The following is a 26,451-nucleotide window of genomic DNA, read 5'->3' as shown; positions in this document are numbered from 1 at the left end:
TAGCGATCGTCCAGACACCCTTGTGTTGAATGTGCCGCCGCCATCGCGGGCAAGCCCGCTCCCACAGGGATCGAGGTGGCAATAGCGAAATAATCATAAAAACAAAAAACAGGTACCTTGCGATGCATAACCAGATTGCCAGTTTCCGTGCGGCGCTCGACGCCCGGCCTGTGTCCCGGTATCAGTGGTTGCTGTTGATTCTGCTGGCGTTGCTGCTGGTCACCGACGGTTATGACGCCCAGGTGCTCGGTTATGTAGTGCCGGCGCTGGCCCAGGACTGGGGGCTGGAAAAATCCGCGTTCGGGCCGGTTTTCAGTGCCAACCTGCTCGGCCTGACCCTCGGGTCGCTCGCGGTTACGCCGCTGGCTGACCGCTTCGGTGTGCGTCGCATTCTGCTTGCCTGCGTATTGATCTACGCCACGCTGACGGTGCTGATGGTTTTCGCCGATTCGCTGAACACGCTGATGATCGCGCGATTCATTTGCGGCATCGGCATGGGCGGCGCGATGCCCAGCGCCATGGCCTTGATGTCGGAATATTCACCACCGCGTCTGCGCACGCTGATGGTGACGCTGGCTGCCTGTGGTTTCTCGTTCGGTGGGGCGGCGGGCGGTTTTGTTGCCGCCGGTTTCATCGATCAGTTCGGCTGGCAGGCTGTGTTCCTCGCCGGCGGCGTGACGCCGTTGCTGCTGTTCCCGTTTCTCTGGTGGATGTTGCCGGAATCGCTGCCGCGTTTGCTGCGTGATGCACCGCCGTATGCCCGGCTGCGCAAAGTCAGCGCGCAGATGTTGCCGGATTGGCAGCCACCGCTGGCCAGCGTCGAGCAGAACGAGCGTGAGCAGGGCAGCAAACTGACCGTGGTCGAGTTGTTTCGCAACGGCTACGCGCGGCCAACCTTGCTGATCTGGGCGACGTTTTTTGTCAGCCTGATTCTGTTGTATTTCATGATCAGCTGGCTGCCAACGCTGCTGCTGGAAAGCGGATTGAAACTCAACGAAGCCAATCTGGTGACGTCGATGTTCCTGTTCGCCGGGACCCTCGGAGCGATTTGCATGGCCTGGTTCGCCGACCGTTTGCAACGCAAGGTGCGCCTGCTGTCCGGGGTGTTGGCAGGGGCGGCGCTGTGCACGATTCTGCTCGGGCTCAACCACGACGATCCGCGTTTTCTGGTGGCCTGTGTGTTTGCCGCCGGGTTCTGCATCATCGGCGGGCAACTGACGCTGAATGCCTTTGCCAGTAACTTCTACCCGGCCCATGTGCGTGCCACCGGCACCGGATGGGCATTGGGTGTGGGCCGTTTCGGTTCGATCCTCGGGCCGCTGTTCGGCAGCCTGCTGCTGGCGATGCACATACCGGTGGCGCAGATTTTCTTCTTCTGCGCGATCCCGGCGGTGATTGCCGCACTGCTGATCATTCAGGTGCGCTCGCCCACTGATGCCTCCCGAGCCACCGTGGGAGCGAGCCTGCTCGCGAAGAACGATAACGTGGTTTGACCGGAGACTGAGGTGCCTGCTTCGCGAGCAGGCTCGCTCCCACACAGGTTTGTGGGGCCTCAAGGATGGGGGCAGCCCGCGGAAGGTAGTTAATGCACGACGGAGTTGGGCGGCAGATGGCCGAGGCGTTCGGTCAGGCGCAGGCGCTGGATCGGGTCTTCACTGAGCAGCAACGCGTGCTCAAGGTCGAAGCGCTCGGCGTTTGGGCAGTCCAGCCGTTGATACAGACTGGCCCGGGCCATGTAATCGGCGGCTTTGGCGCCGCCCAGTTCGAGCACTCGTTCCGCGTCGATCAGCGCGGCAATGTAATCGTCGTGGGTCAGGTGCAATTGGCGCAGGTTGCGTGACAGACGCTGCAGCATCTGCACTGGCGTTGCGCTCAGCAAATGTTCGGCGCTGAGCTGCATGTTCGGCCCGTATTGGCGTTGCAACAGTTCGCGACAGTCGTTGGGATACAAGCGTCGCCCGCCGCAAGGGTCGAGCAAGTGGTCGGCGCCGGGTACCCGCAACAGGAAATGCCCGGGGAAGTTGACCCCGACCAAAGGAATCTCGAGGCCATGCGCCAGTTCCAGTGCGATCAACGCCAATGCCAGCGGCTGACCGCGCTGGGTGTGCAACACGCGGTGCAGCAGCGCCGCCTGTGGGCGCAGCGGCAGGAAATCATCCTGTGCAAAACCGAGATCGACCATGCGCCGCAACAACGGTTGCGCCAGTTCGCTGACCGGCAGCATCGGCAGGCCATAGCTGACGCGTAGTTGCAGATCCTTGAAGGTGCGCAACCATGCCTCGGGCTCGAGGGTTTTGTCGTGCTCGGCACTTATCCACAGCGCAGCTTCCAGCAGGGCTGGCGGTGAACGATGCAGGCATTCGAAAAAGCGTTGGCGCGCACTCATCTGAATCTCCCTCCAATGCCTCGTTTTAGCCCCGTCCGGGTTGTTCGTCCAGTACCGGGCGCGTTGAGCGCGAGTTATAGCGGCGCAACATTGTCCGCTCGGCGGCTCATGCCGGTGCGCGCCAGCAATTTTCAGGGGCAAGCCTATACTGGCGTTCTACAAGAAGTGATTCGGGAGCCTGTCGATGTTCGCTCTCATGCAAAGCACTCGCCTGGAATCGCTGCACCTGAGCGTGGACCCGGTCACCGGGTTGAAGGCGGTCATTGCCATTCATGACAGTCGCCTGGGGCCAGCCCTGGGCGGCTGCCGTTACCTTGCCTATCCCAACGACGAATCTGCGGTCGAGGACGCCATTCGCCTGGCGCAAAACATGAGCTACAAAGCCGCGCTGGCCGGCCTTGCGCAGGGCGGCGGGGTGGCGGTGATCGTGCGCCCGGCCCATGTCGAGAATCGCGCCGCGTTGTTCGAGGCTTTCGGCCGTTGCATCGAGCAGCTCGACGGTCGCTACATCACCGCGATCGACAGCGGTACTTCAGTGGCGGATATGGACTGCATTGCCCAACAGACGCGGCATGTCACCAGCACCACCTCGGCAGGCGACCCGGCACCGCATGCGGCCATGGGCGTGTTCACCGGCATTCGCGCCACGGCGATGGCGCGTCTGGGCAGCGACAACCTCGAAGGCCTGCGCATCGCGATTCAGGGGCTAGGCAATGTCGGTTATGCACTGGCCGAGCAACTGCACGCGGCGGGCGCCGAGTTGCTGGTCAGTGACATCGATCACGGCAAAGTGCAACTGGCGATGGAACAGCTCAATGCTCACCCGATCGCCAACGACGCATTGCTCAGCACGCCGTGCGACATTCTCGCGCCTTGTGGGTTGGGCGGTGTGCTCAACAGTCACTCGGTGTCGCAACTGCGCTGTTCCGCTGTGGCCGGTTCGGCGAACAATCAACTTTCCCATCTGGATGTGGCGGATCAACTGGAACGGCGCGGGATTCTTTATGCGCCTGACTATGTGATCAATGCCGGCGGGCTGATTTACGTTTCGCTTAAACATCGTGGCGAGGAGTTGCCGACGATTACGGCGCATCTGTCGAAAATCAGTTCGCGGCTCACAGAAGTCTTCGCTCACGCGCAGGCGGAAAAACGTTCGCCGGCGCGGGTGGCGGATGAGTTGGCGGAGAAAGTTTTGTATCGCTAAAAAAGCAAAAGATCGCAGCCTTCGGCAGCTCTTACACTCAGAATGTAAGAGCTGCCGAAGGCTGCGATCTTTGTAATTACTTCGGCGCTTTCGCTGCTTTGGCGGGCTTCGCCGGCGCCTCGTCAGGTTCTGCCGCTTCAGCTTTTTCGACAGGCTCGGCCGGCGCGTTGATCAGCTCCGACAGCGCATCGGGCTGGCTCTTGAACGCCCGGGCGAACACATCGCGATTCTTCGCCATGTAGATCCCGGCTTCTTCCACTTGCTGTTCGGTCAGGGACGGAACGGCTTTTTGCAGCACATCGGCCAGATATTCGGCCAGTTCGAGCATTTTGTCATGACGATCAGCTTCGGCTTTATCCATGAACAAGCGCTCCAGATCTCGGCTGCTGCGGTATACCACTTCGACGGCCATTCACCACCTCACATGCCTTCACGTTAAGTTGTCTTGACGACTACTGTATCCATGTACAGCGAAAAGGATAAGCGAATCCCTGCGCCATGGGTAGTGGCTTTTCAATGTAGACCGGATTTGGCGTTTGTCAGGGCGACGGTGTGGCTGCTATTCGCGAGCAGGCTCGCTCCCACGGGGATTGTGCAAAGCCGCGAGCCTGCGACCAAACGCCACGGCGCGGGATTTGCGGCGGATCGCCATGATGCGTGGCCCTGAACCTGCATGAAAACCATTGCAACAAGGCGCGCGCGCAAAACCGTCACGTGCGATACGCATCATCCGCCCGAAACGGGCTAAGGAAACTCATCGTGAAAATAAACTGGGCCGAGAAACTGCGGCGTAACGTGCATCAACTGGCCGAGTCCCTGGGCAACCTGTTCGTCGAAACCTTTCATTACCTGGCGCTGTTTGCCATCGGTGCGGTGACGGCGTGGGCGGCGGTGATGGAGTTTCTCGGGATGCTCGAAGTCGGGCACATCAAGATCGATGACATTCTGTTGCTGTTCATCTATCTGGAACTGGGCGCGATGGTCGGGATTTATTTCAAGACCAAGCTACCCGTTACTAACAATTTTTCTCGGTCCTTCGAAATTTAGAAAAACCAGAAAAATCATAGGTTATGGCATAGGTCGCATTTCTGAGGCTCTGAATTTCTGTTCAGATATTTTTTATTGGTTTGGTGTGCGAGGGGAGGGGTAGTATGAAATGGGCAGATAGGATGCGGCTAAGGTTGCATGCAGGGGCGAACAGCCTTGGGAATCTTGGGGTTGAACTGTTTCACTACCTCGCCCTGTTTGGAATCGGTACGATCACTGTATATGCAGGTATTACGACATTCATCGACATGCTTCATCAAGACAAAATCAGCGTCGATGACATTCTGCTGTTGTTCATTTATCTCGAATTGCTGGCGATGAGCGGAATCTATTTTCGCACAAATCATATGCCGCTCAGGTTTCTGCTCTACATAGGCGTAACCGCTTTAATTCGACTGCTGATTAGCGACGTTTCGCATCACAAGTCTCCAGACGAAGGGATTCTCTACCTGACTGGTGGGGTGGTGCTGCTTTCTATTTCTATTTTAGTTGTGCGATTTGCGTCAGCAAGATTTCCATCTGCCAAGGAAAGAGCAGAGTGATTTTCATAGATGGACGATATCGAGTTTTTATCAGAGGCCGTAGGTGAGGAGGAAGGATTGGTCTGAGTAACATTGATTTATGAGAGCTTGGCTTTGGATTGTCATTGCTTTCCAAAGCTAGCCTCGACTGTGTTCTACCAATTCAAACGGCTGGTTTTTTTAAATACATTCGCTTATTTAAATATAATTCCACATTGATTATGAATCTAGATAAAAAGTCTTCGCAACTTTCCTGTATTTGTGAAAGGTCTTTTGAGGTATATCCTCGACAAGATGCTAAAAAGCTCTCTTCGCCATGAGCTAGTTTATTCCTTTTTTGCTTGACGACTAGCATGTTTTTGGTTCCTGAAGGCTTTGTTATTGGTATGCCATACACCTTAGCTATAGCATTTATTTTCTTTTCATCAAGATTCCCAGAAAATAAATTGATTCTTTTTCCATACTCTTCTAGCAGCGGTAGAGATAATGACTTGGAGAGTATCTTCTCTATGTTCTCAAATGCATACTTAGGGTTGTTGAAGTGGTAGTTGGTGCATATTTTCTTTGTGAAAATAGAAAGATCTTCATACTCAATAGCATTGGCGGTGGCGTGGATCTTTTCAAAGGCAGCGTATACGGTTGCTTCTATGTTGTTATAGAGCATAATTAATAGGCTGGATTTAATAATTGATGACTCTAAAATTTTTCCGGCTTTTTCTTCAAGTTCTTTAATGTGGTTTAAAAGTATTGTGCATGAGCTTGCTCGCGAATTTTTGTCATTTAGAATCTGTTTCATAAATCTCCGAAAGGCAGCTATAAGCTGCCTTGTTGCAGTATGCTTATGCGCCAATCAATTTTCTTGTTACGTAGTCGATTCGGAGTCGTATCTTTTCAGGAGTATGGGTATGGTATTTACCTGCCACCGCAGAATGGAAATTACGGTCGCTCAGCCATGTGGATACGTTGATTTTATTCAATGTAAGATCGGGTCTTTCTTGTAGGGCCAAATGAGAGCCTACAGATATTGCTTCGAAGAATATACGAGACACTCCTTGGCCTGGGCGTTTGCAGAATCCGTGCTCGTAATTTTTTGCGACGAAATTCAGCATGTCGTCAAACTGTTTTTTCTTTATTTGTTTCTCATTCTCAGTGAAATTTAAATTTTGATTTTTCAGATAGTCATCAAGCGTATAGCCAACTCCTTTGTTGAAGGATGAATACTTCGGGGCGTTGTCTATTAATGTGAAGAATCTTAGGATCAGTTCTTCATGTTCTTGACGGTTGTCGACTGTTTTTGCGAGAGGTGCGAGTGCCTTAAGAAGGGGGTTCTTTGCGCATTCGTCATATATAAAACTGGTGAATGGGCCTCGATAAATTCCCTTGCGTTTTTCCATGTTTCGTAGAAGATCGCTACCCCGATTGATTCTCTCAAATAGGTCATTCTTGACATCTTCAGTGGCGTATTCTGAAAGAACGATCATTCTTATGGGTGTGTTTTTTATTTTTCTTTGTCTTGAGATTGGTAGTTCACTAAAACTAAATCCGTTCATCTTTGTAAGCTTTTCAAGGTTACTCAGCTTTAATTCGCCATTTAAGAATGCCGCTAATGTTCTTACACGCTGCGAACCGTCGACTATTTCTAATCGACCGCTAGAGTTCTCAGCAACAAATATGATGGGGATAGGAAGGCCGAGAGTTATGGATTCTATAAGCCTAGACTGCCTAATGACGTCCCAAACAAACTCCCTTTGGTAGTCAGGAACATAAATTTCATTCTCGTCCGAGTCAATATTTTCAAGGTATTTTTGAACAATTATCTCAATCGTGAACTCTCTAGTGTCGAAGTCTACGGTTTTCTGCTGCTCTAGAATTTGATTTTCCAAATCATCTATTTTCTTAGATGGCATATAATGTCCTTAAGTTTGGTTTTTCAGGATTGTTTGAGTTAGGTCTGTTAGCGATAAGGCGAAAGCTTACCAACGAGTCTGTGTGGTTTTTTGGTACCTATACTGGAGTTGCCTGTAATCGAATCCAGAATGTATAAATTGTTACGCTGTCGGCTAATGTAATGTGTTGCGGTCGCGGCGGATGATACAAGCCCATCAGACCAGCAAGGTATGTGATCAGCAATTTCAAAAGTTCTAATGTTTCTAGGCGGTTTTCTATAATCATGAGACTTCCGTTGTCTAAGGTGATTTGCTTTCCTAGAAAAACCATCTAATACGCGTAGGCCAAGTGCCATCATAGTGTCAAGGATAGCAATGTCAACTGAGTGCAAATGTCTTGGGCGAGAATTTCGAAAATAGAAAGTGCGGCAGAGATTTTTGAGATGCGGATGGAGCCTGGGTGGGATGTTGCGTCAACATTTTTGCTCAGAATTGGTCAGATGTATTTCAAGACCAACCACATGCCGGTGCGCTTTCTGATTTACGTTGCGATCACCGCGCTGACGCGCCTGCTGATCTCCAACGTCTCGCACCACAACCCGCCGGACATGGGCATCATCTACCTGTGCGGCGGCATTCTGCTGCTGGCGTTTGCGATCCTGGTGGTGCGTTACGCTTCCTCGCAATTCCCTTCGGTGAAGATCGAGAACCCGCAGCGCAAGATCGGCACGGGCTCCAGCGAGCATCCGGAAGTGGAGAAGGGCGAGCTCTAAAGACCCGCCGCCTGGCCCGGCTGGCCTTTGACGCGTGGCGGTGGCGGGGTCAGCCCGGCGCCGCTGGTCATGGCTTCAAGAATCGACATGGCGCTGTGGCCCTGTTCGATGGCGATACCAAACTGGATGCTTTGTACCAGCCGTTTCAAACGCTCGGGATCGTTGCGCTGTTCGGCGCTGATCATGCGCTTGGCCACGATGCGGCCGGCATTGGACAGGGTCAGCATGATGCTGCCGTCCAGGCCCTGAATGCTCAGATTGATCTGATAGTCCGGCGCGAAAGCATCGGTAATGATTTGAAATGGGTTGTCCATGATGCGTCACCGCCTGATTGAACGTGCAGTTGTTGACCGGCCATGATCTGATTTGGTTCGCAACACCAGACCACTGGCATCTCGTTCGCTGAGGTTTGCAATGTCCGTTTGCCTCAAGGGTGGTGTAGCAAGGGGCATGCCGGAAAAATTGTCGAACAATAAACACGGCGAAAAAAACGGCGAGCCTCGGGGCTCGCCGTTTTTTATGGCGCGTTTTCAGGGCAGGAATGGGCCGATGATCGCTGACAGTGCAATCAGGCCGATCAGCACTCCACCCAGTTCACCGCCAGCCCGCCTCGTGAAGTTTCCTTGTATTTGTCGTGCATGTCGGCGCCGGTGTCGCGCATGGTGCGGATCACCCGGTCGAGGGAAATAAAGTGATTGCCGTCGCCGCGCAGGGCCATTTGCGTGGCGTTGATCGCCTTCACCGCCGCGATGGCATTGCGCTCAATGCACGGCACTTGCACCAGACCACCGACCGGATCGCAGGTCAGGCCGAGGTTGTGTTCCAGGCCGATTTCGGCAGCGTTCTCCAGTTGCTCCGGTGTCGCGCCGAGGACGTCGGCCAAGCCGGCGGCGGCCATTGCGCAAGCCGAACCGACTTCGCCCTGGCAGCCGACTTCGGCACCGGAGATCGATGCGTTTTTCTTGCACAAAATGCCGACTGCGGCTGCGCCTAGAAAGAACGCAACGACGTCATCGTCAGACGCATCCGGGTTGAATTTCATGTAGTAGTGCAGAACCGCCGGAATGATCCCGGCAGCACCATTGGTCGGCGCGGTGACCATGCGCCCGCCGGCCGCGTTTTCTTCATTGACCGCGAGAGCGAACAGGTTGACCCATTCCATCGCCGACAGAGTCGAACTGATCACATTCGGTTTGCCGATTTCCAACAGGCTGCGGTGCAGTTTCGCTGCGCGACGCGGTACTTTCAGACCGCCGGGCAGGATGCCTTCGTGGCGCAAACCTTGTTCGACGCACTCGCGCATCACCGACCAGATGTGCAGCAGGCCGTGACGGATTTCGGCGTCGCTGCGCCAGGCGCGCTCGTTGGCCATCATCAGTTCGGACACGCGCAGATTGTGCTGTTTGCACAAAGCGAGCAGCTCGGCGGCACTGGAAAAATCATAGGGCAACACCACGTCGCTGGCGGGCGCCACGCCAGATTCGGCTTCAGCCGCTTCGACGATGAAACCGCCGCCCACCGAGTAATAGGTTTGCGTGAACAGCTCGGCGCTTGCGCCAAAGGCGCTCAGCGACATCGCATTGGGATGGTAGGGCAGGCTTTCGTCGAGCAGCAGCAGATCGCTCTGCCAGTCGAAGGCAATCGAACGTTGACCGGCGAGGGACAGTTGCCCGGTTTCGCGCAGTTGCTGGATGCGTGGATCGATGGTCGAAGGATCGACGCTGTCCGGCCACTCGCCCATCAGGCCCATGACCGTGGCGCGGTCAGTGGCATGGCCAATGCCGGTGGCCGACAGCGAACCGTACAAACGGATTTCAACTCGTCGCACATCGTTGAGCAGATGCTGATCGATCAAAGCCTGGGCAAACGTCGCCGCTGCGCGCATCGGACCGACGGTATGGGAACTGGACGGGCCGATGCCGACTTTGAATAGATCGAAAACACTGATAGCCATGCTAAACCCTCACAAGCAATGGAGTAGGAATCGCTGCCATTTTTTGTCGGACAAGCGCAATGTCGGCGATACTGCCTCGCTCGGTTCGAGCTGACCAACGAAACCTTCTAAGACAGCCTTTAGCAGGACTAAACAATGAGTCGTCAATTGCATTCCCAGACCTACGTCTGGCTGCAGGTATTCGCCTGTGCGGCGCGGCACCTGTCGTTCACCCGTTGTGCCGAAGAGCTGCACATCACCCCGGGCGCGGTCAGCCAGCAGATTCGTCAATTGGAAGAACGCCTGGGCTTTCGCCTGTTTCATCGGCGCGCGCGGGGCGTTGAGTTGAGTGCGCAGGGGCAGCGGCTGGCGATTACCGTCAACGAAGCCTATGGCAGCATCGATGCCGAATTGCGCCGACTCGACGCGGGGATGATCAGCGGGACTCTGCGGTTGCGTTCGATCCCGTCGTTTCTCGGCAAGTGGCTGACCCCGCGCCTGCCGCGCTTGCAGCAACGCTTTCCGGATATCCAGTTGCGCCTGGTGGCCGAGGACAGCAGCGTGCCGCTGCATGAGGGCGATTTCGATCTGACCATCGATCTCAACGATGGCAGTTACCCCGGATTGTTATCCACAGCCTTGCTCGACGAGCAGATATTTCCGGTGTGCGCGCCGAGCCTGCTGCGCGGCCGCCCGCCGTTGCACGGGCCGGCCGATCTGGTGCATTTCCCGCTGCTGCACGACATCACCGCCTGGCGTGGCAGTTACGAATACGCGGAATGGGAGTTCTATTTGAACGCGATCGGCTTCGAAGGCGCCGATGTGCGACGCGGCCACACTTTCAATCGCAATCACCTGACCATCGAAGCGGCGATCGCCGGCATGGGCGTGGCGATTGCCCGGCGCACGTTGCTCAACGATGAGCTGGAGCGCGGCACGTTGATCGTGCCGTTCGGCTTGTCGGTGCCCAACCATAAACGGTATGTGCTGCTGTATGCGCCGGGGGCGTTGAGCCATCCGGGCGTGCGCGCTGTGCATGACTGGCTGGTGGAGGAGGCGGGAATTTTCCGCAGTCTTCACCCGCTGAATGAGCAGCAGATGTGAGCAGATTTTTCTGCGGAGCGGGTCGACCCAACTCCCGACATTAACAGCGCCTCGCTCGGTTGTCCGGCTTTTTTTGCGAATGAATATTTTTCTTTTTTCAGGGGTTGAAATGTTCGGCAGTCGGGCCGATTGTTGTAACCAGGAGGTCAGGAAATTCACTTCAAGGCCTCCAGCGAGCTAGCTGAAATAAGGGATGAACTATGCAAATCCAAGTCAACAGCGATAACCATATTCAAAGTAGTCAGCGACTGGAGGAGTGGGTACGTACAACTATTGAGAGCACGCTCGAACGTTATGAAGAAGACCTGACCCGTGTCGAAGTCCACCTGAGCGACGAGAACGGTGACAAACCAGGTCCCCATGACTTGCGCTGCCAGCTGGAAGCGCGGCCAAAAGGCCACCAACCGATTTCCGTGACCCACAAAGCCGATTCGCTGGAACTGGCAATCGACGGCGCTGCCGAAAAACTTGAGCACGCACTGGAGCACCTGTTCGGCAAACTGCGAGGTAAACCACGCGCCGCTGTAGTGCCGTTTACCGGCAAGGCCAATGACAAGCTGTTGGCGGAAGAATTCGATGAGAACGAACAGGCAGCGATCAACAGTTGATGCGCTGAGTTCACAAGTCACCAAAGGAGAACGGGCCTGCTGATGCAGGCCCGTTTTTTTGTTTGTGGTGTTGGTGATTGCTCGCAGGGTTTAAGACCGTAGCCCCTCACCCCAGCCCTCTCCCGAGGGAGAGGGAGCCGAACCCGGTTGTTTTCAAGTCCAGCGTTCGGCTCGATATTGCAGGCGAGCGTAAATCGTAAATACACCTCGGTCAGTTCCGTCTCCGTCTGGGAGAGGGGGCCGATTCCGGTTGTTTTCAAGTCCAGCGTTCGGCTCGATATTGCAGGCGAGCGCAAATCGTAAATACACCTCGGTCAGTCCCCTCTCCCCCTGGGAGAGGGTTAGGGTGAGGGGCTTTTGATCTTCAATGGGTTGCGGTCAGAACGCCACCGAAGTCTGCACATAAACCGTCCGCGGCTCCCCCACGTACTTGCCCTTGTTGTTGTCATCGAACGAGCGTGTGAAGTACTGCGTGTTGAAGATGTTCTTCACTCCTACCGCCACGTTCAGATCAGACAACTGCGGTCCGAAGTCATACCCGGCGCGGCTGCTGAACAGCATGTAGCCGGGGATCTTGCCGGTGCTGCCATCGGCGCTTTCCTTCGAAGTGTTGGCGTTGTCGGCAAACTGGTCGCTCTGGAAGCTGCTGTCCAGATTCAGCTTCCATGGCCCTTCGGTATAACCGACGCCAATCGTGCCTTTGTGCTTGGAGGAAAACGGCACGCGGTTGCCTTTGTTCGGCCCGTCCTCGCGGATGGTGGCGTCGACATAGGCATAACTGGCGTAGACATCGAAACCGGCCAGCGCCGGGCTCAAGTCATCCAGCGCGTAATTGACGCTGGTCTCGATGCCCTGATGGCGGGTTTCGCCGCGAGCGATCACCGAGTCGTTGGTCTGGTTGCTTTCGTACTGGTTGTCGAAGTTGATCAGGAATGCGCCGATTTCCGCGCGCAGGGCACCGTTGTCATAGCGCGTGCCGAGTTCCCAGGTGCGGGCCTTTTCCGGTTTCACTTCGCCGCTGCTCACGCGATTGGGCATCTGGCTGTATTGCACGCTGCCGAACGAGCCTTCGGTGTTGGCATACAGATTCCAGCTGTCGGTGAGGTGATAGAGCACGTTCAGCGCCGGCAGCGCGGTGTTGTAGTCGCCCTTGTATTTGACGTTGGTCAGGTTGTTGGTCTGCTGCGACTCGATCATCTCGTAGCGCACGCCCGGGGTGATGGTCCATTTGCCGATGTCGATGCGGTCATCGACGAAGAATGCGTTGGCCTCGGTACCACCGCGAGTGTCGCGGTCGTTGCGGCTGCTGGTGGTCGGGTATTCGTTGGCGCTGATCGGCGTGCGATAACGCAGTTCGTGGCCGGCCTCGTTGATGTAGCGGTAGCCGACGCCGACTTCGTGGCTGCTAGGACCCAGATCGAAGCCTTGGGCGAAACGGGTTTCCAGACCACGTACCCAATACTCGCGCGGCGACAACGAAAGGAATGTGCCCTGATCCAGATAACCGCTGCGCAGGGTTTTGGTGAAGAAGGTGTTGGCGGTGAATTCGCGGCGATCTTCCTGATAGCGATAGCCGAAGTTGAACATCGTGCGGCGGCCCCAGAACTGGTCTTTCGGTCGCGTCGACTGATACGGATCGGCATCGTAATCGGCGACGTTGAGACCGCCGGGCATGTCGGCCTTGCCTTCGTAATACTGGGCCATGGCGTTGAAGCTGTTGGCCTCGTCGAGCTGGTACTTGCCCTTGAGGATCAGGTCGTCGATCTCGGTATCGCTGTGTTCGCGCCAGTCACCGCCACGGGTGCCGGAGTACAACAGCGCACCACCGAGGCCGTTGGCGTTGGTGCCGCCGGCCAGCAGATTGGCGCTGGTCTTGAAACCGTCGTGGCTCGACGATGGGCTGGTTTCAGTCTGGAATCCACCCTTGACCGTTGGCTCGTCGGGAATCGCCCGGGTCACGAAGTTGACCACGCCGCCGACGTTCTGCGGGCCATAACGCACCGCGCCGCCGCCGCGCACCACGTCCACCGCATCCATGTTGCCCATGCTGATCGGCGCGAACGACAGCTGCGGCTGACCATACGGCGCGAACGGCACCGGGATGCCGTCCATCAGCACTGTCGAGCGTGCGGCCAGGCGCGGATTCAAACCGCGAATGCCGAAGTTCAGCGCCATATCATGGCTGCCCGTGCCGTTGTTCTCCGGCGCATTCACACCGGGGATGCGATTGAGCACATCGCGGGCCTGGGTCGCGCCCTGGCGTTCGAATTCTTCGCGGCGGATCACATCGCGCGCGCCCGGGTGTTCGAAGACGTTGATCTGCGCCGCATCGCCGAGCCAGTCGCCGACCACGGTCGAGGTGCCCAGCTCCAGCGCCGCGTCAGCCAGCGGTTGCAGGCTGAAGGCATTGTCGCCTTCGGCGCGGGCTTGCAGGCCGGTGCCTTCGAGCAAGGCATCGAGGCCTTGTTGCGTCGTGTAACTGCCCTCAAGACCCCGGCTCTGCACACCGCTGGTGACTTGTGAACCGAAGGAAATCAGTACGCCGGCTTCCCGGCCAAACTGGTTCAGCGCGGTTTCCAGCGACGTCGGGGCGATGTGATAAACCTTGGTCTCGGCGCCCAGCGCAGCGGGCAGGGCGGTGAAACTCAGGCTGGCGCCGAGCAGAAGATTGCGCAGGCTGCGGGTCAGTGGCGTAAGACGGGTGGGCTGCATGTGGATGATCCTGAGAAGGTGGAATCAAGGGGGCTTTCCTTCTCTGTCACGCCAGATCTGAAAAACGGCTCATTTTTATAAAAAATCAAAAGATCGCAGCCTTCGGCAGCTCCTACACGAAGGCTGCGATCTTTTGATCTTGCTGTTCAAACCCGCGCTTCGACGCTCACCCAATAACGGGTAAAGCGCTTCACTTGCACCGGCAGACTGATCTGCAACAGGTCAAGAATCCGCTCGCTGTCATCCAGCGGATACGTCCCGGAAATCAGTAGATCGGCAACCTTGCTGTCGCACCGCAGCTGCCCACGACGATAACGGCCAAGCTCTTCGAGGAAATCGCCGAGGCGCATATGGGCGGCGACCAGCATGCCGTCAGTCCAGGCACCGCTGTTGGCGTCCAGTGGTTTGGCCGCGCTGACGGAGCTGGCCGTAAAACTCAACTGCCGCGCGACCGGCAGTAGCATCGGCGCGCGGTGCTCGGCGATGAGTTCGACACGTCCTTCAAACAGGGCGATCTGCGTGCGATCAACAAACTGCCGCACATTGAGGCGCACATCTTGGGTTTTCAGGACGCCGTGTGCCGTGCGTATTTCGAACGGATTTGCAGCGCTCAACAGCATTTCGCCCTCAAGCAGACGAATCAACCGCTGCGCATCATCAACATCAACCGAGCTGGCGGTATTGAGCTGCAACGAATCGGCACCGCCCAAGGCAATCTTGCGCCGCTGGCCGACCGGCGTGCGGTAATCGGCGAGCAGCGATGGCAGTGGCGTGTGCTCGCGCAGGCCCCAGGTCGCTGCTGAGCCGGCACCGAGAATCAGCAACATTTTCAACGCCTGACGGCGGCTGCCCGACTTCGGCCCATTCAGCGCCGCGTGGGCCAACGGCGACGCCACGCCGCGTAGGCGCTGGTTGACCCGTTGCATGTGTTCCCACGCCCGGCGGTGTTCGCTGTGCGCATCCAGCCATTGTTGCCAGGCCTGTTGCTGGCGCGGGGTCAGCGTGCCCTGCTGCATTTCCAGCAGCCAGTGCACCGCCTGTTCGGCGACCTGCGCGGAGAAATCCGGCGCGCGATTCACAGGGCGAAATAGCAGCGCATGGCCGCTTTGTTCAGATGGCGTTTGACCGTGGCCACCGAGATTCCCAGTTCTGCGGCGATCTGTGGATAAGTCAGACCATCGACCTGAGCGAGCAGGAAGGCGCGTTTGACCTGGCGCGGCAAACCGTCGAGCAGCTCATCGAGTTCGACCAGCGTCTGCAGGATGATCGCTTTGTGCTCTTCCGACGGCGCGACCATTTCCGGCATCTGCGCCAGCGTCTCGAGGTAGGCGCGTTCCACATCCTGACGTCGGTAATGATTGAACAGCACACGCTTGGCCAGCGTGGTGAGAAAGGCGCGCGGCTCGATGATCACTGGTGGCTCGCGGGCGGTCAGCACCTTGATGAACGTGTCCTGAGCCAGGTCCGCCGCACTGTCCGGGCAGCCGAGCTTGCGCCGCAACCAGCCGGTGAGCCAGCTGTGATGAGCGTGGTAGAGCGATTCGACGGGATGGGCGGGCGGCAACGAAATCACTCCGGACGCAAAATTTGCGTAGAGAACGTGCATTAGAGAACAAGAACGGTTCGCATTGTAGAGGCTGACGACAGTGTCCGGCAATCAGATGCTTTTGCGTATGAGAATATTTATCATTAATATTGCTCGCCTGTAGATTCGGCTTGTCGGCCGAACGTTTTTCGTTTCAGGGTCGAAACATGAAAGGCAAACTCGCCACGCTCCCCATGTCCTATCGTCTGGCCGTCACTTCACGAGTGCTGGCGGCGGTTTTCGGCGGCTATCTGGTCGCGGCGCTGGCCAGTGTCACCCTGACGTTGTGGCTGCCGCTGAACCGCGCCGAAGCGGTGGTCACTGGCATGACCGTGTCCTTTCTGGTCTATCTGGTCGCAGTGCTCTGGTGCTTTGCCTGCCGCAGCGCGTGGTCGGCGTGGGTCGGCCTGTTGGTGCCGAGCGTGATTCTCGCCACCGTTTCCGGTGCCGCGCGCGGTCTGGGGCTGGCATGAAAGAGGGCTTCCGGCAGGCGATGGCATGGCTGCACACTTGGGCCGGGCTGGTGTTCGGCTGGTTGCTGTTCGCGATTTTTCTCACCGGCACGCTCGCTTATTTCAAAGATGAAATCAGCCACTGGATGCAGCCGGAAATCGCTGCACATTCGCTTGATAGCGAAGCGAGCCTGGCGCTGGCGCAAGATTATCTGCAACAACACACCGCCGGCGCCTCGCGCTGGCTGATCGATTTGCCCGATGCCCGCGACCCCGGCCTGACGGTGCGCTGGCAGCAGGCGCCGGGCAAACCCGGCGAGCGCGGCCGCTTCGAATCCCGAACTCTCGACGCTCAGACCGGGGCCGAAGTACAGGGCCGCGAAAGCATGGGCGGCGAGTTCTTTTACCGCTTTCACTTCCAGTTGCAGATGCCTTACCCGTGGGGGCGCTGGCTGGCGACCCTCGCCGCGATGGTGATGTTCGTTGCGTTGATCAGCGGCATCATTACCCACAAGAAAATTTTCAAGGACTTCTTCACCTTCCGCCCGCGCAAGGGCCAGCGTTCCTGGCTCGACGGGCATAACGCCGTGGGTGTGCTGGTGCTGCCGTTTCACTTGATGATCACTTACAGCAGCCTGGTGATTTTCATGTCGATGGTTATGCCGGCGAGCATCGTTGCCTCTTACGGCAGCGACGTGCGCAAGTTCTACGACGAAGTCTTTCCCGCCTCGAAGACGCCCGAGCGCGCCGATGTCGCCGCACCGCTGACCGCCATGGCGCCGCTACTGGCCAAGGCCAGCGAGCAGTGGCCGGGTGGCCATACCGCGCGCCTGTCGGTGAGCAACCCGGGCGATGCCAGCGCCACGGTGGTGCTGTCCCGCGCGGGCGATCGGGTGGTGCATGATTTCGGCCGGGCGGTGACGTTCAACGGCGTCACCGGGCAGCTTCTGAGCAGTACACCCGATCAACCCGTAGCGATGGCGGTGGGTGGCGCGTTTTACGGTTTGCACATGGGCCATTTCGCCGGGCCGCTGTTGCGCTGGCTGTATTTCGTTTGCGGATTGGCCGGCACGGCGATGATTGGCACCGGGCTGGTGATCTGGCTCGGCAAGCGGCAGCTCAAGCACGTGAAAAGCGCGGCGCTGCCGTTCGAATTGCGCTTGGTCGAGGTGCTGAATATCGCCAGCATGGCCGGCCTGGTATCGGCGGTGGCGGTGTTCTTTTTGGCCAATCGACTGCTGCCGGTGAGTCTGGCAGGGCGGGCCGATTGGGAAGTGAATGCGTTTTTCATGGCTTGGGGTCTGAGCGTGGTGCACGCGGTGTTGCGTCCGGGACGCAAGGCGTGGATCGAACAGCTGACGCTCGGCGCTGCGCTGTTTATCGCGGTGCCGCTGATCAATGCGCTGACTACGCCGTGGAATCTTGGCGCCAGCCTGATGCAGCGCGACTGGGCACTGGCCGGATTTGATCTGACGTGTCTGGCGACGGGGCTTTTTCTTGGCTGGGCTGCACGCAAGATGCAGCGTGCGGGCGAGCGCGTCAGCGTTCGCAAAGCAAGTTCTTCGTCTCGCTCGATCACAGTCGAACAGGGGGCCAACTGATGCTGCTGGCCCTGTTGCTCACCTATGCCGGCTTCACCGCGTTGTGCCTGTCGATGCCACGTCATCACGCCGAATTGCTCGGCGCCAAACCGTCGACGCGCCGCCGTCAGGGTCTGGCGTTGGCGGGATGGCTGTTGCTGGCGCTTTCGCTGTGGGCGGCGGTCGCGGCCAGTGGCTGGAGTTTCGGTCTGGTCGACTGGTTCGCGGTGCTGATGCTCAGCGCTTTGGCATTGGTGCTGTTGCTGCCGTATCGCCCGCGTCTGGCCATGGCACTGGCCGGGTTGAGCCTGTTGGCGAGCCCGGTCGCCGCCTGGGCGCAGTGCTGAAGTGCTGATCGGTCTGCCACCGGAATCGCGCGATGACGAAGCGCGTGGCGCGCGTGCGCATTTTCTTCAGGTGTTTCTGTCCCAGCGTGCGCAAATGGAGGCGCTGGTGAATCGGCGCGTCGGTTGTCGGGCGACCGCGGCGGATCTGGTCCAGGATCTGTTTTTGCGCTTCTGGCGGCGGCCGCTGGTCCAGGTCGAAGAGCTCAGCACTTATCTGCTGCGCTGCGCCGGCAACATCGCCATCGATCATTTGCGCAGTGAAGGCACGCGCACGCGGGTCAACGAAGGCTGGCAGCCGGACGAACCCGACAGCCACGGCAGTGAGCCTCAGGCCGCGCTGGAAGCGGGCAACGATCTGCGCCATGTCGAAGCCGCGTTGCGCGCCTTGCCCGAGCGTACGCGGCAGATTTTTCTGCTCAATCGCATTCATGGGCGCAAGTACGCCGACATCGCCAAGGCCATGGGCCTGTCCCAAAGTGCCGTGGAAAAACATATGATGCGCGCCCTCGAGGCCTGCAAGGCCAGCCTGCGCGATCCCGCGCCACGCCTGCCAGGGAAAGCACCGTGAAGCCATCCGATCCGATCACACCGACGCCGGCCCAGGAGCAGGCCGCGCTGGCCTGGCTGAGCCTGTTGCACGACCGCCCGAGCACTGGCGATCAGCTGACCTTCAGCCAATGGCTGCGCGCCGATCCGGCCCATGCCCAAGCGTATGCGCAGGCGCAGGTGATCTGGGAACTCAGCGAAAGCCCCGCGCGCACGCTGGCCGATGAAGATGCGCTCGCGCTGCAGGGTTATCTGCAGGCGATGGACGCCCCGCGTCGCTCGCCGATTTTGCATTGGTCGGGCGCGCTGGCGCTGGCCGCGTGTCTGCTGTTGATGATCAGCCTCGGCACGGGGTGGCAGGCGCAACGCTGGCTCGACGATCTGCGCGCCGATCATGTCTCGGCGCCTGGGGAAATTCGCACGGTGACACTGGCCGATCAATCGCAAGTGACGCTGGATGCCGATAGCGCGATTGCTGTGGATTTCAGTCATGGCCAGCGCCGCGTGAAATTGATCAGAGGCGCTGCTTTCTTCAGCGTCACCCACACCGGCGACCCGTTTGTGGTGGCGGCGGAGCAGGGCGAGGCGCGGGTGCTCGGCACGCAGTTCGAAGTGCGCCGGCAACCTCATGGCGCGCAAGTGACGGTGTTGTCCGGACGTGTCGCGGTGACGGCAGATGAGCATGGCCAACAACAGATTCTCACGGCCGGCCAGCAGGTTGCTTATGCCGACGGCACTGCGGAAAAACTGCTTGCCGTGGACAGTGAAGCGCAACTGGCCTGGCGTCAGGGTTGGCTGACCTACTACAAGACCACGCTGGCCGATGTCGTCGAGGATCTGCGCCGCTATCACCCGGGGCGGATTGTGCTGCTCAACGATGAGCTGGCGGCGCGCAAGGTCAGCGGCAGCTTTCCGAGCAAGGACCCGCAAGCAGTGCTCAATTCGTTGCAGGGGGTGTTGGGGTTTGAGCAGCATCGGGTGTTGGGGCAGCTGATTATTTTGCGCTAAGGCTGCCGGCCTCTTCGCGAGCAGGCTCGCTCCCACAGGGAACGCATTCCAAAGGTGGGAGCGGGCCTGCCCGCGAAGGCGTCAGCCCAGGCAACAAATTCCCCGAAAAATATTTTCAAATTAAAGGTGAGGTAACCCCCAGCCCCATCCGTGTAGTGACTGAAACTGCGAGCCATTCGCATCCGTTGCGGTTCTACACAGGTCATTGAGCAATGAAGTCCAGGGCAAAATCCGGTTCGGTCAAACAGTGGTTGGGCATGTCGGCGCTGAGTTTTTCCGCGTTGGCATTGCTGCCGATGAGTATCGCGTTGGCGGCAGAAGCGGTAGGTAGTCAGGCGCAAGAGCAATTCAATTTTGCCCTCGCCGCCAAACCGTTGCCGCAGGCCCTGAGCGATTTCAGCCGCGTGACCGGGCAGAGCGTGGTCTACACCGACGAAGCGCCGTACGGCTTCAATGCTCCGGCAGTCAACGGCCAGATGAGCGCCGAACAGGCCCTGCAACGCCTGCTCGGCAACTCCGGCCTGAGCCTTCGCCGCACCGACAGTCATACCTTGGCGCTGGAGCCGATACCGACCGCAGGCGCGCTCAATCTCGGCGCCACCACTATCACGTCCACGCGCGACGAATCGATGAGTTATCAGCCGCCGGAAACCAGTTCGGTGATGCGCTCATCGGCGCCGCTGCAAGAAATTCCACAGACGGTCAATGTCATCCCGGCGCAGGTCATTCGCGATCAGGCGCCGCGCAATCTCGACGACGCGCTGGCCAATGTCAGCGGCATCACCCAGGGCAACACCTTGGGCAGTACCCAAGACTCGGTGATGACTCGCGGTTTTGGCGACAACCGCAACGGCTCGATCATGCGCGACGGCATGCCGCTGGTGCAGGGCCGTGGCATGAACGCGACCGTGGATCGCGTCGAAGTGCTCAAGGGCCCGGCCTCGTTGCTCTACGGGATTCAGGATCCGGGTGGTGTGGTCAACCTGGTCAGCAAGAAGCCGGAACTGACCCAGTACAACGCCGTGACCGTACGCGGTTCGACCTACGGTGACGGCAAGAACGGCAGCGGCGGCGCCTTCGACAGCACCGGGGCGCTGGGCGATTCCGGCTTCGCTTATCGCATGGTCGTCGATCATGAAGACGAAGATTACTGGCGCAACTTCGGCACCCACCGCGAGACGCTGATCGCACCGTCGCTGGCCTGGTACGGCGAGCGCACCAAGCTGTTGTTCGCCTACGAACACCGCGAATTTCTCACGCCGTTCGACCGTGGCACCTTGATCGATCCGCGCACCAATCATCCGCTGGATATCTCGCGCAAGCAGCGTCTCGATGAGCCGTTCAACGACATGGAAGGGCGCTCGGACCTCTACCATTTCGAAGCCGACCACGAACTCAACGACGACTGGAAAGCTCACTTCGGCTACAGCTGGAACCGTGAAACCTACGACGCCAGCCAAGTCCGCGTGACGGCGATCGACACGAAAAAAGGCACACTGACCCGCAGCATGGACGGCACCCAGAATGCGATCAGCACCGACCGCTTCACCACGGCCAGCCTCGAAGGCAAAGTGAATGTGCTGGGCATGCAGCATGATCTGGTGTTCGGCGTTGATGACGAATACCGCAAGATCTACCGCGAGGATCTGATCCGGCAGAAAAGCCTGACCACGTTCAGCTATCTCAACCCGGTCTATGGTCGCGAAGTGATGGGCACTACGGTGAGTGCGCCCGACAGCGCGCAGACCGACAAACTGCGCAGCGATTCGCTGTTCCTGCAGGATTCGATTCACCTCAACGAGCAGTGGATTCTGGTCGCTGGCGGCCGTTTTCAGGAGTACGACCAGTACGCCGGCAAAGGCGTGCCGTTCAAGGCCAATACCGACAGCAACGGGCAGAAGTGGGTGCCGCGCGCAGGGCTGGTGTATCGCTACACCGACGCGCTGTCGTTCTACGGCAGCTACACCGAATCGTTCAAACCCAACTCGACCATCGCCCCCCTGAGCGGCAGCAGTGCCGTGCTCGACGGCAGCATTGCGCCAGAAGAAGCCAAGTCGTGGGAGCTGGGGGCGCGGCTGGATATGCCCGGCAGCATCACCGGCAATATCGCGCTGTTCGACATCAAGAAACGCAACGTGCTGGTGGCCAACTCCGAAGGCCCGACAACGATTTACAGTGCGGCAGGCGAGGTGCGTTCCCGTGGGTTGGAAGTTGACCTGAGCGGGCAACTCAGCGAGCGCTGGAACCTGATCGGCAGCTACGCCTACACCGATGCCGAAGTCACCGAAGACCCGGAATACAAAGGCAAGCGCCTGCAAAACGTAGCGAAGAATTCCGGCTCGCTGTCGGCGGTGTATGACTTCGGCAATGTGTTTGGTGGTGATCAGTTGCGTGTCGGTGCCGGTGCGCGGTACGTCGGCGAACGCGCAGGCAATGCGGTGAATGATTTCGATCTGCCGAGCTACACCGTAGCGGATGCGTTTGCCACTTACGACACGATGGTTGAAGGGCAGAAGGTCAAGTTTCAGTTGAACGTGAAGAATCTGTTTGATCGCACCTATTACACCTCGTCGGCGAGCCGCTTCTTTGTGTCGATGGGGGATTCGCGGCAGGTTTCGCTTTCCAGCACTCTGGAGTTTTGAGGCAAGATCAAAAGCCCCTCACCCTAGCCCTCTCCCGGAGGGAGAGGGGACTGACCGTGGGATATTCGAGAGATACACCGACCTGAAAGTAATGCTTGGAATCCATAATCGATGCGATTTTTCAGGTCGATGTACACCGCAAGACACCTCGGTCGGCCCCCTCTCCCTCCGGGAGAGGGCTGGGGTGAGGGGAATGGGGTTACCGCAAAAACGCCTGCCGATACTCGCCCGGCGTCCCGCCCAAAACCTGCCTGAACCGATTAGTGAAATGACTGGCACTGGCAAACCCGCACGCCAGCGCAATCTCGCCAAGCGGCAACGCCGTGCCGCGCAACAATTCCCGCGCCCGGCTCAAGCGCCGCGCCAGCACGTACTGGTGCGGCGGTAGCCCGAAGCTGACGCGGAACATCCGCGCAAAGTGATATTCCGACAGCGCACACAATCCGGCCAGTTGTCCCAGGCTGATGGCTTCGCTCAACTGGTTGTCGATGAACTCCACCAATTGTCGGCGCTGATGCGGCGCCAGCCCGCCCTTAAGGCGCAGGCCCTGTCGTGCGCCCACCTGGCTGAGCAAGGTGTGGCTGATCAATTCATGGGCAAGGCTGCTGGTCAGCAAACGCTCGGCCGGCTCTTCCCAGTTCAGGTTGAGCAATTGCCGGAAACGCTGCGCCTGCTGTGGATCTTCGAGAAAGGTCTGCTCGCGTAATTGCATCTCGCGCGGCTCGCGATCGAGCAACGTCACGCAACCGAGGGCGAATTGTTCGGCGCTGAAATACAGGTGCGCCAGACGGATATCGCCATTGATCACCCAGCCCGATTCATGATCGGCCGGCAGGATGCACAGCTTGTCCGGCCCGCCCTTGCGGCCCGGCTGGCCACGACGGAAGGTGCCGGTGCCGCCGGCGACGTAGCACGACAGCGTGTGATGACTTGGCGCTTCGTATTCCTGGGCATCGTGGTGGTTGGTCCACAAGGCCGCAGACATGCCGTCACCGAGCTCGGCGCTGTGCACAAGGCGTGCATTCGGCGAGCGGTTGAGGGCTTGAAAGACTTGCAGGGTATCGATAGCGGCCATGTTCGGTTCTCTCCAACGCCTTGCATCCTACTCCGTAGACGCAGCGCTGCCAGCCTGCCGCCAGACAAAAGCGCAAGATTGTGCAAGCGCCGAATGACGCCCGAGGCAGACACTCAAGGCCTGCTTAAGGAGTGTGTGCCATGAACCTGTCGTTGTACCTGCTGACCGTGCTGATCTGGGGCACCACCTGGATTGCCTTGAAATGGCAATTGGGCGTGGTCGAAATCCCTGTGTCGATTGTCTATCGCTTCGGCCTCGCGGCGTTGGTGTTGTTTGCGTTGTTGCTGCTCAGCCGACGCCTGCAACCGATGAACCGCCGTGGCCATTTGATCTGCGTGGCACAGGGTTTGTGCCTGTTCTGCGTGAACTTCATGTGCTTTCTGACGGCCAGCCAGTGGATTCCCAGCGGGCTGGTGGCGGTGGTGTTTTCCACGGCAACACTGTGGAACGCCCTGAATGCGCGGGTGTTCTTCGGCCAGCGCATTGCGCGCAATGTGTTGCTGGGCGGTGCGTTGGGGCTGTCGGGTCTGGGGCTGTTGTTCTGGCCGGAACTGGCCGGGCATCAGGCCAGTCCGCAAACCCTGCTCGGCCTTGGATTGGCGTTGTGCGGCACCCTGTGTTTTTCGGCGGGCAACATGTTGTCGAGTCTGCAACAGAAGGCCGGCCTCCGACCGCTGACCACCAACGCCTGGGGCATGGCTTATGGCGCGGCGATGCTGACGGTGTGGTGTCTGTTCAAAGGCATCCCCTTCGACATGGACTGGTCGCCCCGTTATGTCGGGGCGCTGTTGTATCTGGTGATTCCCGGCTCGGTGATCGGCTTCACTGCCTATCTCACGCTGGTCGGGCGCATGGGGCCGGAGCGGGCGGCTTATTGCACGGTGCTGTTCCCGGTGGTGGCGCTGAACGTGTCGGCGTTTGCCGAAGGATATCAATGGACAACACCGGCGTTGGTCGGGCTGGTGCTGGTGATGCTGGGCAACGTGTTGGTGTTCCGTAAACCCAAAGCGTTGGTGTCTGCCGGGCATGGGAAGTTGGCTTGATAACTCGAGCGCTGATAGTCAGCGCTCGACTTTCAAAGTGATGTAAATCATTGCCGGGAAGACGAAGTCGACAATGTGTCTTGCCCAGTCCTTGGCATTCCAGGATTGCGAAGTGTCCATGTCGAACCACTCGACACCGACCGTTTGCAGGCATACGTAATAAATGAAAATGGCGACCAATATGCCCATGATCGAAAATTTCTTGGCTTCATGGAATGCCGCTGGCGATGCATCGATGTAGCGATACAACTGGCAAGTACCGATCAGGCAAAGCACTGTATAGGTGACTTCCATGGTGATGATGAACCAGTAGATCCGGTGATGGATCATCGGCGAATCGATCGCGCGATACATGATGTTTTCACTGGAGTTGGTGGTGTCCATGCTCAGGATATGTGCAACGTAAGTGTAGTTGGACTCGTAGTCAGTGAAGTTATGAATCATCACCAGCAGGCCAAAGAAACTTATATAAGCCATCAGGATGACTTTGCTGTAACGAATGAGTTTGTCGGTGGTCAGGGTGTTCACGGGATTGGCTCTCCATGGCAATTAATCAATGAGTTGATAAGTTGCGAGAGCTTATATGGCAGTTACTTGGTCTGGCGTTCTTGTTCGGTTGCAAGTTATGTAAGGTGAGGGCCAGCGCAATGTTGCGCTGGCCCTTATTTTCAACCGCGCCAGACTTGCGGGTTGACCAGATCCTGCGGCCGTTCGCCGAGCAGGGCGCTGCGCAGGTTGGCCAGGGCGCGGTTGGCCATGGCTTCGCGGGTTTCGGTGGTGGCCGAGCCGATGTGCGGCAGGGTCACGGCGTTCTTCAGTTGGAACAGCGGCGATTCGGCCAGCGGTTCTTTTTCGTAGACGTCCAGGCCGGCCCCACGGATGCGGTTGTTTTGCAGGGCTTCGATCAGTGCCGGCTCATCGACCACCGGGCCGCGAGAGATGTTGACCAGAATTGCACCGGGCTTCATCAGCGCCAGCTCGCGGTGGCTGATCAGGTGGCGGGTCTTGTCGCTGAGTGGCACCACCAGGCAGACGAAGTCGGCTTCGGCCAGTAGCTCATCGAGGCTGCGCAACTGCGCGCCGAGTTCCTGTTCCAGCTCGGTCTTGCGGCTGTTGCCGCTGTAGATGACCGGCATGTTGAAGCCGAAACGGCCACGGCGGGCGACGGCGGCGCCGATGTTGCCCATGCCGACGATACCGAGGGTCTTGCCGTGCACATCACTGCCGAACAACGGGGCGCCGACGCTGGCCTGCCATTGCCCGGCCTTGGTCCAGGCGTCGAGTTCGGCGACGCGGCGGGCGCTGCTCATGATCAGGGCGAAGGCGAGGTCGGCGGTGCTTTCGGTGAGCACGTCGGGGGTGTTGGTGAGCATGATCCCGCGTTCGTTGAAGTAGTCGAGGTCGTAGTTGTCGTAGCCGACCGAGACGCTCGAGACCACTTCGAGTCTGGTTGCGCTTTCCAGTTGTGCGCGGCCGAGTTTGCGGCCGACGCCGATGAGGCCGTGGGCGTGGGGCAGGGCTTCGTCGAACTGGGCGTTGATGTCACCGGTCTTGGGGTTGGGGACGATGACGTCGAATTCTTCTTGCAGGCGTTCGATCATGGGCGGGGTGATGCGGCTGAAGGCCAGGACTGTTTTTTTCATTGGGGTTGGGCTCGTCGGGGCTTGATTGCAAGCACGCTAACATTTTCTCGCTCGGGTTGTCTTGGCGGCCTCTGGGCCGACCATGCCTTGGTTTGTCTGGTGTGAATATCCGAAGGTTTCGGTGCGGCGGCTGGCGGTTTCGCCTGACGGCGACTTACTTTTTTACAAGCGCCAAAAAAAGTAAGCAAAAAACGCTTGCTCCTGCGTTCGGCCCTCGCAGGCTCGGGTTCCTTCGCTCCGGGACTGATCCGGGCGCAGCGGCTCCGGTTTGCTTCGCTGCACCTCCTTCCGCTGTGTCTGGCTGCGCCAGACGGTCGCTGCGCTCCCACGCCCGGATCAATCCCTCCACTCAGCCT

Annotated in this window: 23 protein-coding genes and 3 pseudogenes; 14 read left to right on the top strand and 12 right to left on the bottom strand. The window is 58.5% G+C overall.

All coding sequences use genetic code 11. The features are described 5' to 3' along the window. Positions 1-122 precede the first annotated feature (122 nt). A complete protein-coding gene (locus tag ND528_RS24530) occupies positions 123-1,493 on the top strand; it encodes an MFS transporter (protein WP_263471405.1) in 1,371 nt (456 codons plus the stop codon). An 89-nt stretch (positions 1,494-1,582) separates the two neighbouring features. Here ND528_RS24530 and ND528_RS24525 read toward each other — a convergent pair whose 3' ends face one another. Beyond that, a complete protein-coding gene (locus ND528_RS24525; RefSeq protein WP_130910821.1) occupies positions 1,583-2,386 on the bottom strand; it encodes a SirB1 family protein in 804 nt (267 codons plus the stop codon). 184 nt (positions 2,387-2,570) lie between these two features. Here ND528_RS24525 and ND528_RS24520 point away from each other — a divergent pair, with 184 nt between their 5' ends. After that, positions 2,571-3,590 carry a Glu/Leu/Phe/Val dehydrogenase family protein gene (locus tag ND528_RS24520; protein ID WP_016771635.1) on the top strand — a complete coding sequence of 340 codons (1,020 nt, stop codon included), beginning with the start codon at positions 2,571-2,573 and terminating at the stop codon, positions 3,588-3,590. Positions 3,591-3,747: 157 nt separating this feature from the next. Here the strand turns inward: ND528_RS24520 and ND528_RS24515 are convergent. Further along, a pseudogene (locus tag ND528_RS24515) lies at positions 3,748-4,002 on the bottom strand (YebG family protein); the annotation flags it as partial. Between the two features lie 347 nt (positions 4,003-4,349). On the opposite strand from ND528_RS24515, the pseudogene ND528_RS24510 reads away from it, so the two are divergent. Beyond that, positions 4,350-4,604 (top strand): annotated as a pseudogene (locus ND528_RS24510) (phosphate-starvation-inducible PsiE family protein); the annotation flags it as partial. Positions 4,605-4,741: 137 nt separating this feature from the next. Beyond that, complete coding sequence (locus ND528_RS24505; RefSeq protein WP_263471404.1) at positions 4,742-5,179, top strand: phosphate-starvation-inducible protein PsiE; 438 nt, start codon at positions 4,742-4,744, stop codon at positions 5,177-5,179. Positions 5,180-5,321: 142 nt separating this feature from the next. On the opposite strand, the gene ND528_RS24500 is transcribed toward ND528_RS24505, so the two are convergent. After that, positions 5,322-5,954: an MAE_28990/MAE_18760 family HEPN-like nuclease gene (locus tag ND528_RS24500; RefSeq protein ID WP_263471403.1), complete on the bottom strand. Its 633-nt coding sequence runs from the start codon at positions 5,952-5,954 to the stop codon at positions 5,322-5,324. 43 nt (positions 5,955-5,997) lie between these two features. Continuing rightward, positions 5,998-7,065, bottom strand: coding sequence for a DUF262 domain-containing protein (locus ND528_RS24495; protein ID WP_263471402.1), 1,068 nt, complete (start codon positions 7,063-7,065; stop codon positions 5,998-6,000). A 479-nt stretch (positions 7,066-7,544) separates the two neighbouring features. On the opposite strand from ND528_RS24495, the pseudogene ND528_RS24490 reads away from it, so the two are divergent. Then, positions 7,545-7,817: pseudogene (locus tag ND528_RS24490) on the top strand (phosphate-starvation-inducible protein PsiE); the annotation flags it as partial. Here the strand turns inward: ND528_RS24490 and ND528_RS24485 are convergent. Further along, positions 7,814-8,131, bottom strand: a complete 318-nt coding sequence (locus tag ND528_RS24485; RefSeq protein ID WP_016771632.1) for a DUF3509 domain-containing protein — start codon at positions 8,129-8,131, stop codon at positions 7,814-7,816. The pseudogene ND528_RS24490 and the gene ND528_RS24485 sit on opposite strands and share 4 nt — an antisense overlap. 263 nt (positions 8,132-8,394) lie before the next feature. Then, positions 8,395-9,771, bottom strand: coding sequence for an L-serine ammonia-lyase (locus ND528_RS24480; protein ID WP_263471401.1), 1,377 nt, complete (start codon positions 9,769-9,771; stop codon positions 8,395-8,397). A 135-nt stretch (positions 9,772-9,906) separates the two neighbouring features. Here ND528_RS24480 and ND528_RS24475 point away from each other — a divergent pair, with 135 nt between their 5' ends. Both ND528_RS24475 and ND528_RS24470 read left to right on the top strand, forming a co-directional pair. After that, positions 9,907-10,854, top strand: a complete 948-nt coding sequence (locus ND528_RS24475; protein ID WP_263471400.1) for a LysR substrate-binding domain-containing protein — start codon at positions 9,907-9,909, stop codon at positions 10,852-10,854. 200 nt (positions 10,855-11,054) lie between these two features. Further along, positions 11,055-11,462 (top strand): HPF/RaiA family ribosome-associated protein, encoded by a 408-nt coding sequence (locus tag ND528_RS24470; protein WP_130910818.1) that lies wholly within the window; start codon positions 11,055-11,057, stop codon positions 11,460-11,462. A 378-nt stretch (positions 11,463-11,840) separates the two neighbouring features. On the opposite strand, the gene fecA is transcribed toward ND528_RS24470, so the two are convergent. The 3 genes from fecA to ND528_RS24455 all read right to left on the bottom strand — a co-directional run bounded on the left by fecA (position 11,841) and on the right by ND528_RS24455 (position 15,780). Beyond that, positions 11,841-14,174: a TonB-dependent Fe(3+) dicitrate receptor FecA gene (gene fecA / locus ND528_RS24465; protein WP_263471399.1), complete on the bottom strand. Its 2,334-nt coding sequence runs from the start codon at positions 14,172-14,174 to the stop codon at positions 11,841-11,843. A gap of 146 nt (positions 14,175-14,320) precedes the next feature. Further along, the gene (locus ND528_RS24460; RefSeq protein ID WP_263471398.1) at positions 14,321-15,253 is read right to left on the bottom strand and encodes a DUF4880 domain-containing protein; all 933 of its coding nucleotides are present in this window, start codon (positions 15,251-15,253) and stop codon (positions 14,321-14,323) included. Next, positions 15,250-15,780 carry a sigma-70 family RNA polymerase sigma factor gene (locus ND528_RS24455; protein ID WP_263471397.1) on the bottom strand — a complete coding sequence of 177 codons (531 nt, stop codon included), beginning with the start codon at positions 15,778-15,780 and terminating at the stop codon, positions 15,250-15,252. Before ND528_RS24455 ends, ND528_RS24460 begins: the two co-directional genes overlap by 4 nt. A gap of 146 nt (positions 15,781-15,926) precedes the next feature. Between ND528_RS24455 and ND528_RS24450 the strand changes: the two genes are divergently transcribed. From ND528_RS24450 to ND528_RS24425, 6 genes are all read left to right on the top strand, one after another. After that, positions 15,927-16,232 (top strand): DUF3649 domain-containing protein, encoded by a 306-nt coding sequence (locus tag ND528_RS24450; RefSeq protein WP_212615351.1) that lies wholly within the window; start codon positions 15,927-15,929, stop codon positions 16,230-16,232. Then, positions 16,229-17,812, top strand: coding sequence for a PepSY-associated TM helix domain-containing protein (locus tag ND528_RS24445; protein WP_263471396.1), 1,584 nt, complete (start codon positions 16,229-16,231; stop codon positions 17,810-17,812). Before ND528_RS24450 ends, ND528_RS24445 begins: the two co-directional genes overlap by 4 nt. Next, positions 17,812-18,138, top strand: coding sequence for a DUF3325 domain-containing protein (locus ND528_RS24440; RefSeq protein ID WP_122610800.1), 327 nt, complete (start codon positions 17,812-17,814; stop codon positions 18,136-18,138). The genes ND528_RS24445 and ND528_RS24440 overlap by 1 nt, the downstream gene beginning before the upstream one ends. Before the next feature lies 1 nt (position 18,139). Then, on the top strand, positions 18,140-18,706 hold the full coding sequence (locus ND528_RS24435; protein ID WP_071174434.1) for an RNA polymerase sigma factor: 567 nt from the start codon (positions 18,140-18,142) through the stop codon (positions 18,704-18,706). Further along, positions 18,703-19,692: a FecR family protein gene (locus ND528_RS24430; RefSeq protein WP_263471395.1), complete on the top strand. Its 990-nt coding sequence runs from the start codon at positions 18,703-18,705 to the stop codon at positions 19,690-19,692. Before ND528_RS24435 ends, ND528_RS24430 begins: the two co-directional genes overlap by 4 nt. A gap of 212 nt (positions 19,693-19,904) precedes the next feature. After that, positions 19,905-22,334: a TonB-dependent siderophore receptor gene (locus ND528_RS24425; protein WP_263471394.1), complete on the top strand. Its 2,430-nt coding sequence runs from the start codon at positions 19,905-19,907 to the stop codon at positions 22,332-22,334. A 199-nt stretch (positions 22,335-22,533) separates the two neighbouring features. Here the strand turns inward: ND528_RS24425 and ND528_RS24420 are convergent, their stop codons facing one another. Continuing rightward, positions 22,534-23,409: a helix-turn-helix domain-containing protein gene (locus tag ND528_RS24420; protein ID WP_263471393.1), complete on the bottom strand. Its 876-nt coding sequence runs from the start codon at positions 23,407-23,409 to the stop codon at positions 22,534-22,536. A gap of 140 nt (positions 23,410-23,549) precedes the next feature. Between ND528_RS24420 and ND528_RS24415 the strand changes: the two genes are divergently transcribed. After that, a complete protein-coding gene (locus tag ND528_RS24415; protein ID WP_263471392.1) occupies positions 23,550-24,452 on the top strand; it encodes a DMT family transporter in 903 nt (300 codons plus the stop codon). 18 nt (positions 24,453-24,470) lie between these two features. Here the strand turns inward: ND528_RS24415 and ND528_RS24410 are convergent, their stop codons facing one another. Further along, positions 24,471-24,980 (bottom strand): DUF2165 domain-containing protein, encoded by a 510-nt coding sequence (locus ND528_RS24410; RefSeq protein ID WP_263471391.1) that lies wholly within the window; start codon positions 24,978-24,980, stop codon positions 24,471-24,473. 140 nt (positions 24,981-25,120) lie between these two features. Then, positions 25,121-26,095, bottom strand: coding sequence for a 2-hydroxyacid dehydrogenase (locus ND528_RS24405; RefSeq protein ID WP_263471390.1), 975 nt, complete (start codon positions 26,093-26,095; stop codon positions 25,121-25,123). Positions 26,096-26,451: the final 356 nt, after the last annotated feature.

The organism is Pseudomonas mercuritolerans (assembly GCF_025706525.1).
Lineage (GTDB): Bacteria > Pseudomonadota > Gammaproteobacteria > Pseudomonadales > Pseudomonadaceae > Aquipseudomonas > Aquipseudomonas mercuritolerans.
Note: the sequence above shows the minus strand (reverse complement) of the source record. Positions and strands in the feature narration are given on the sequence as shown.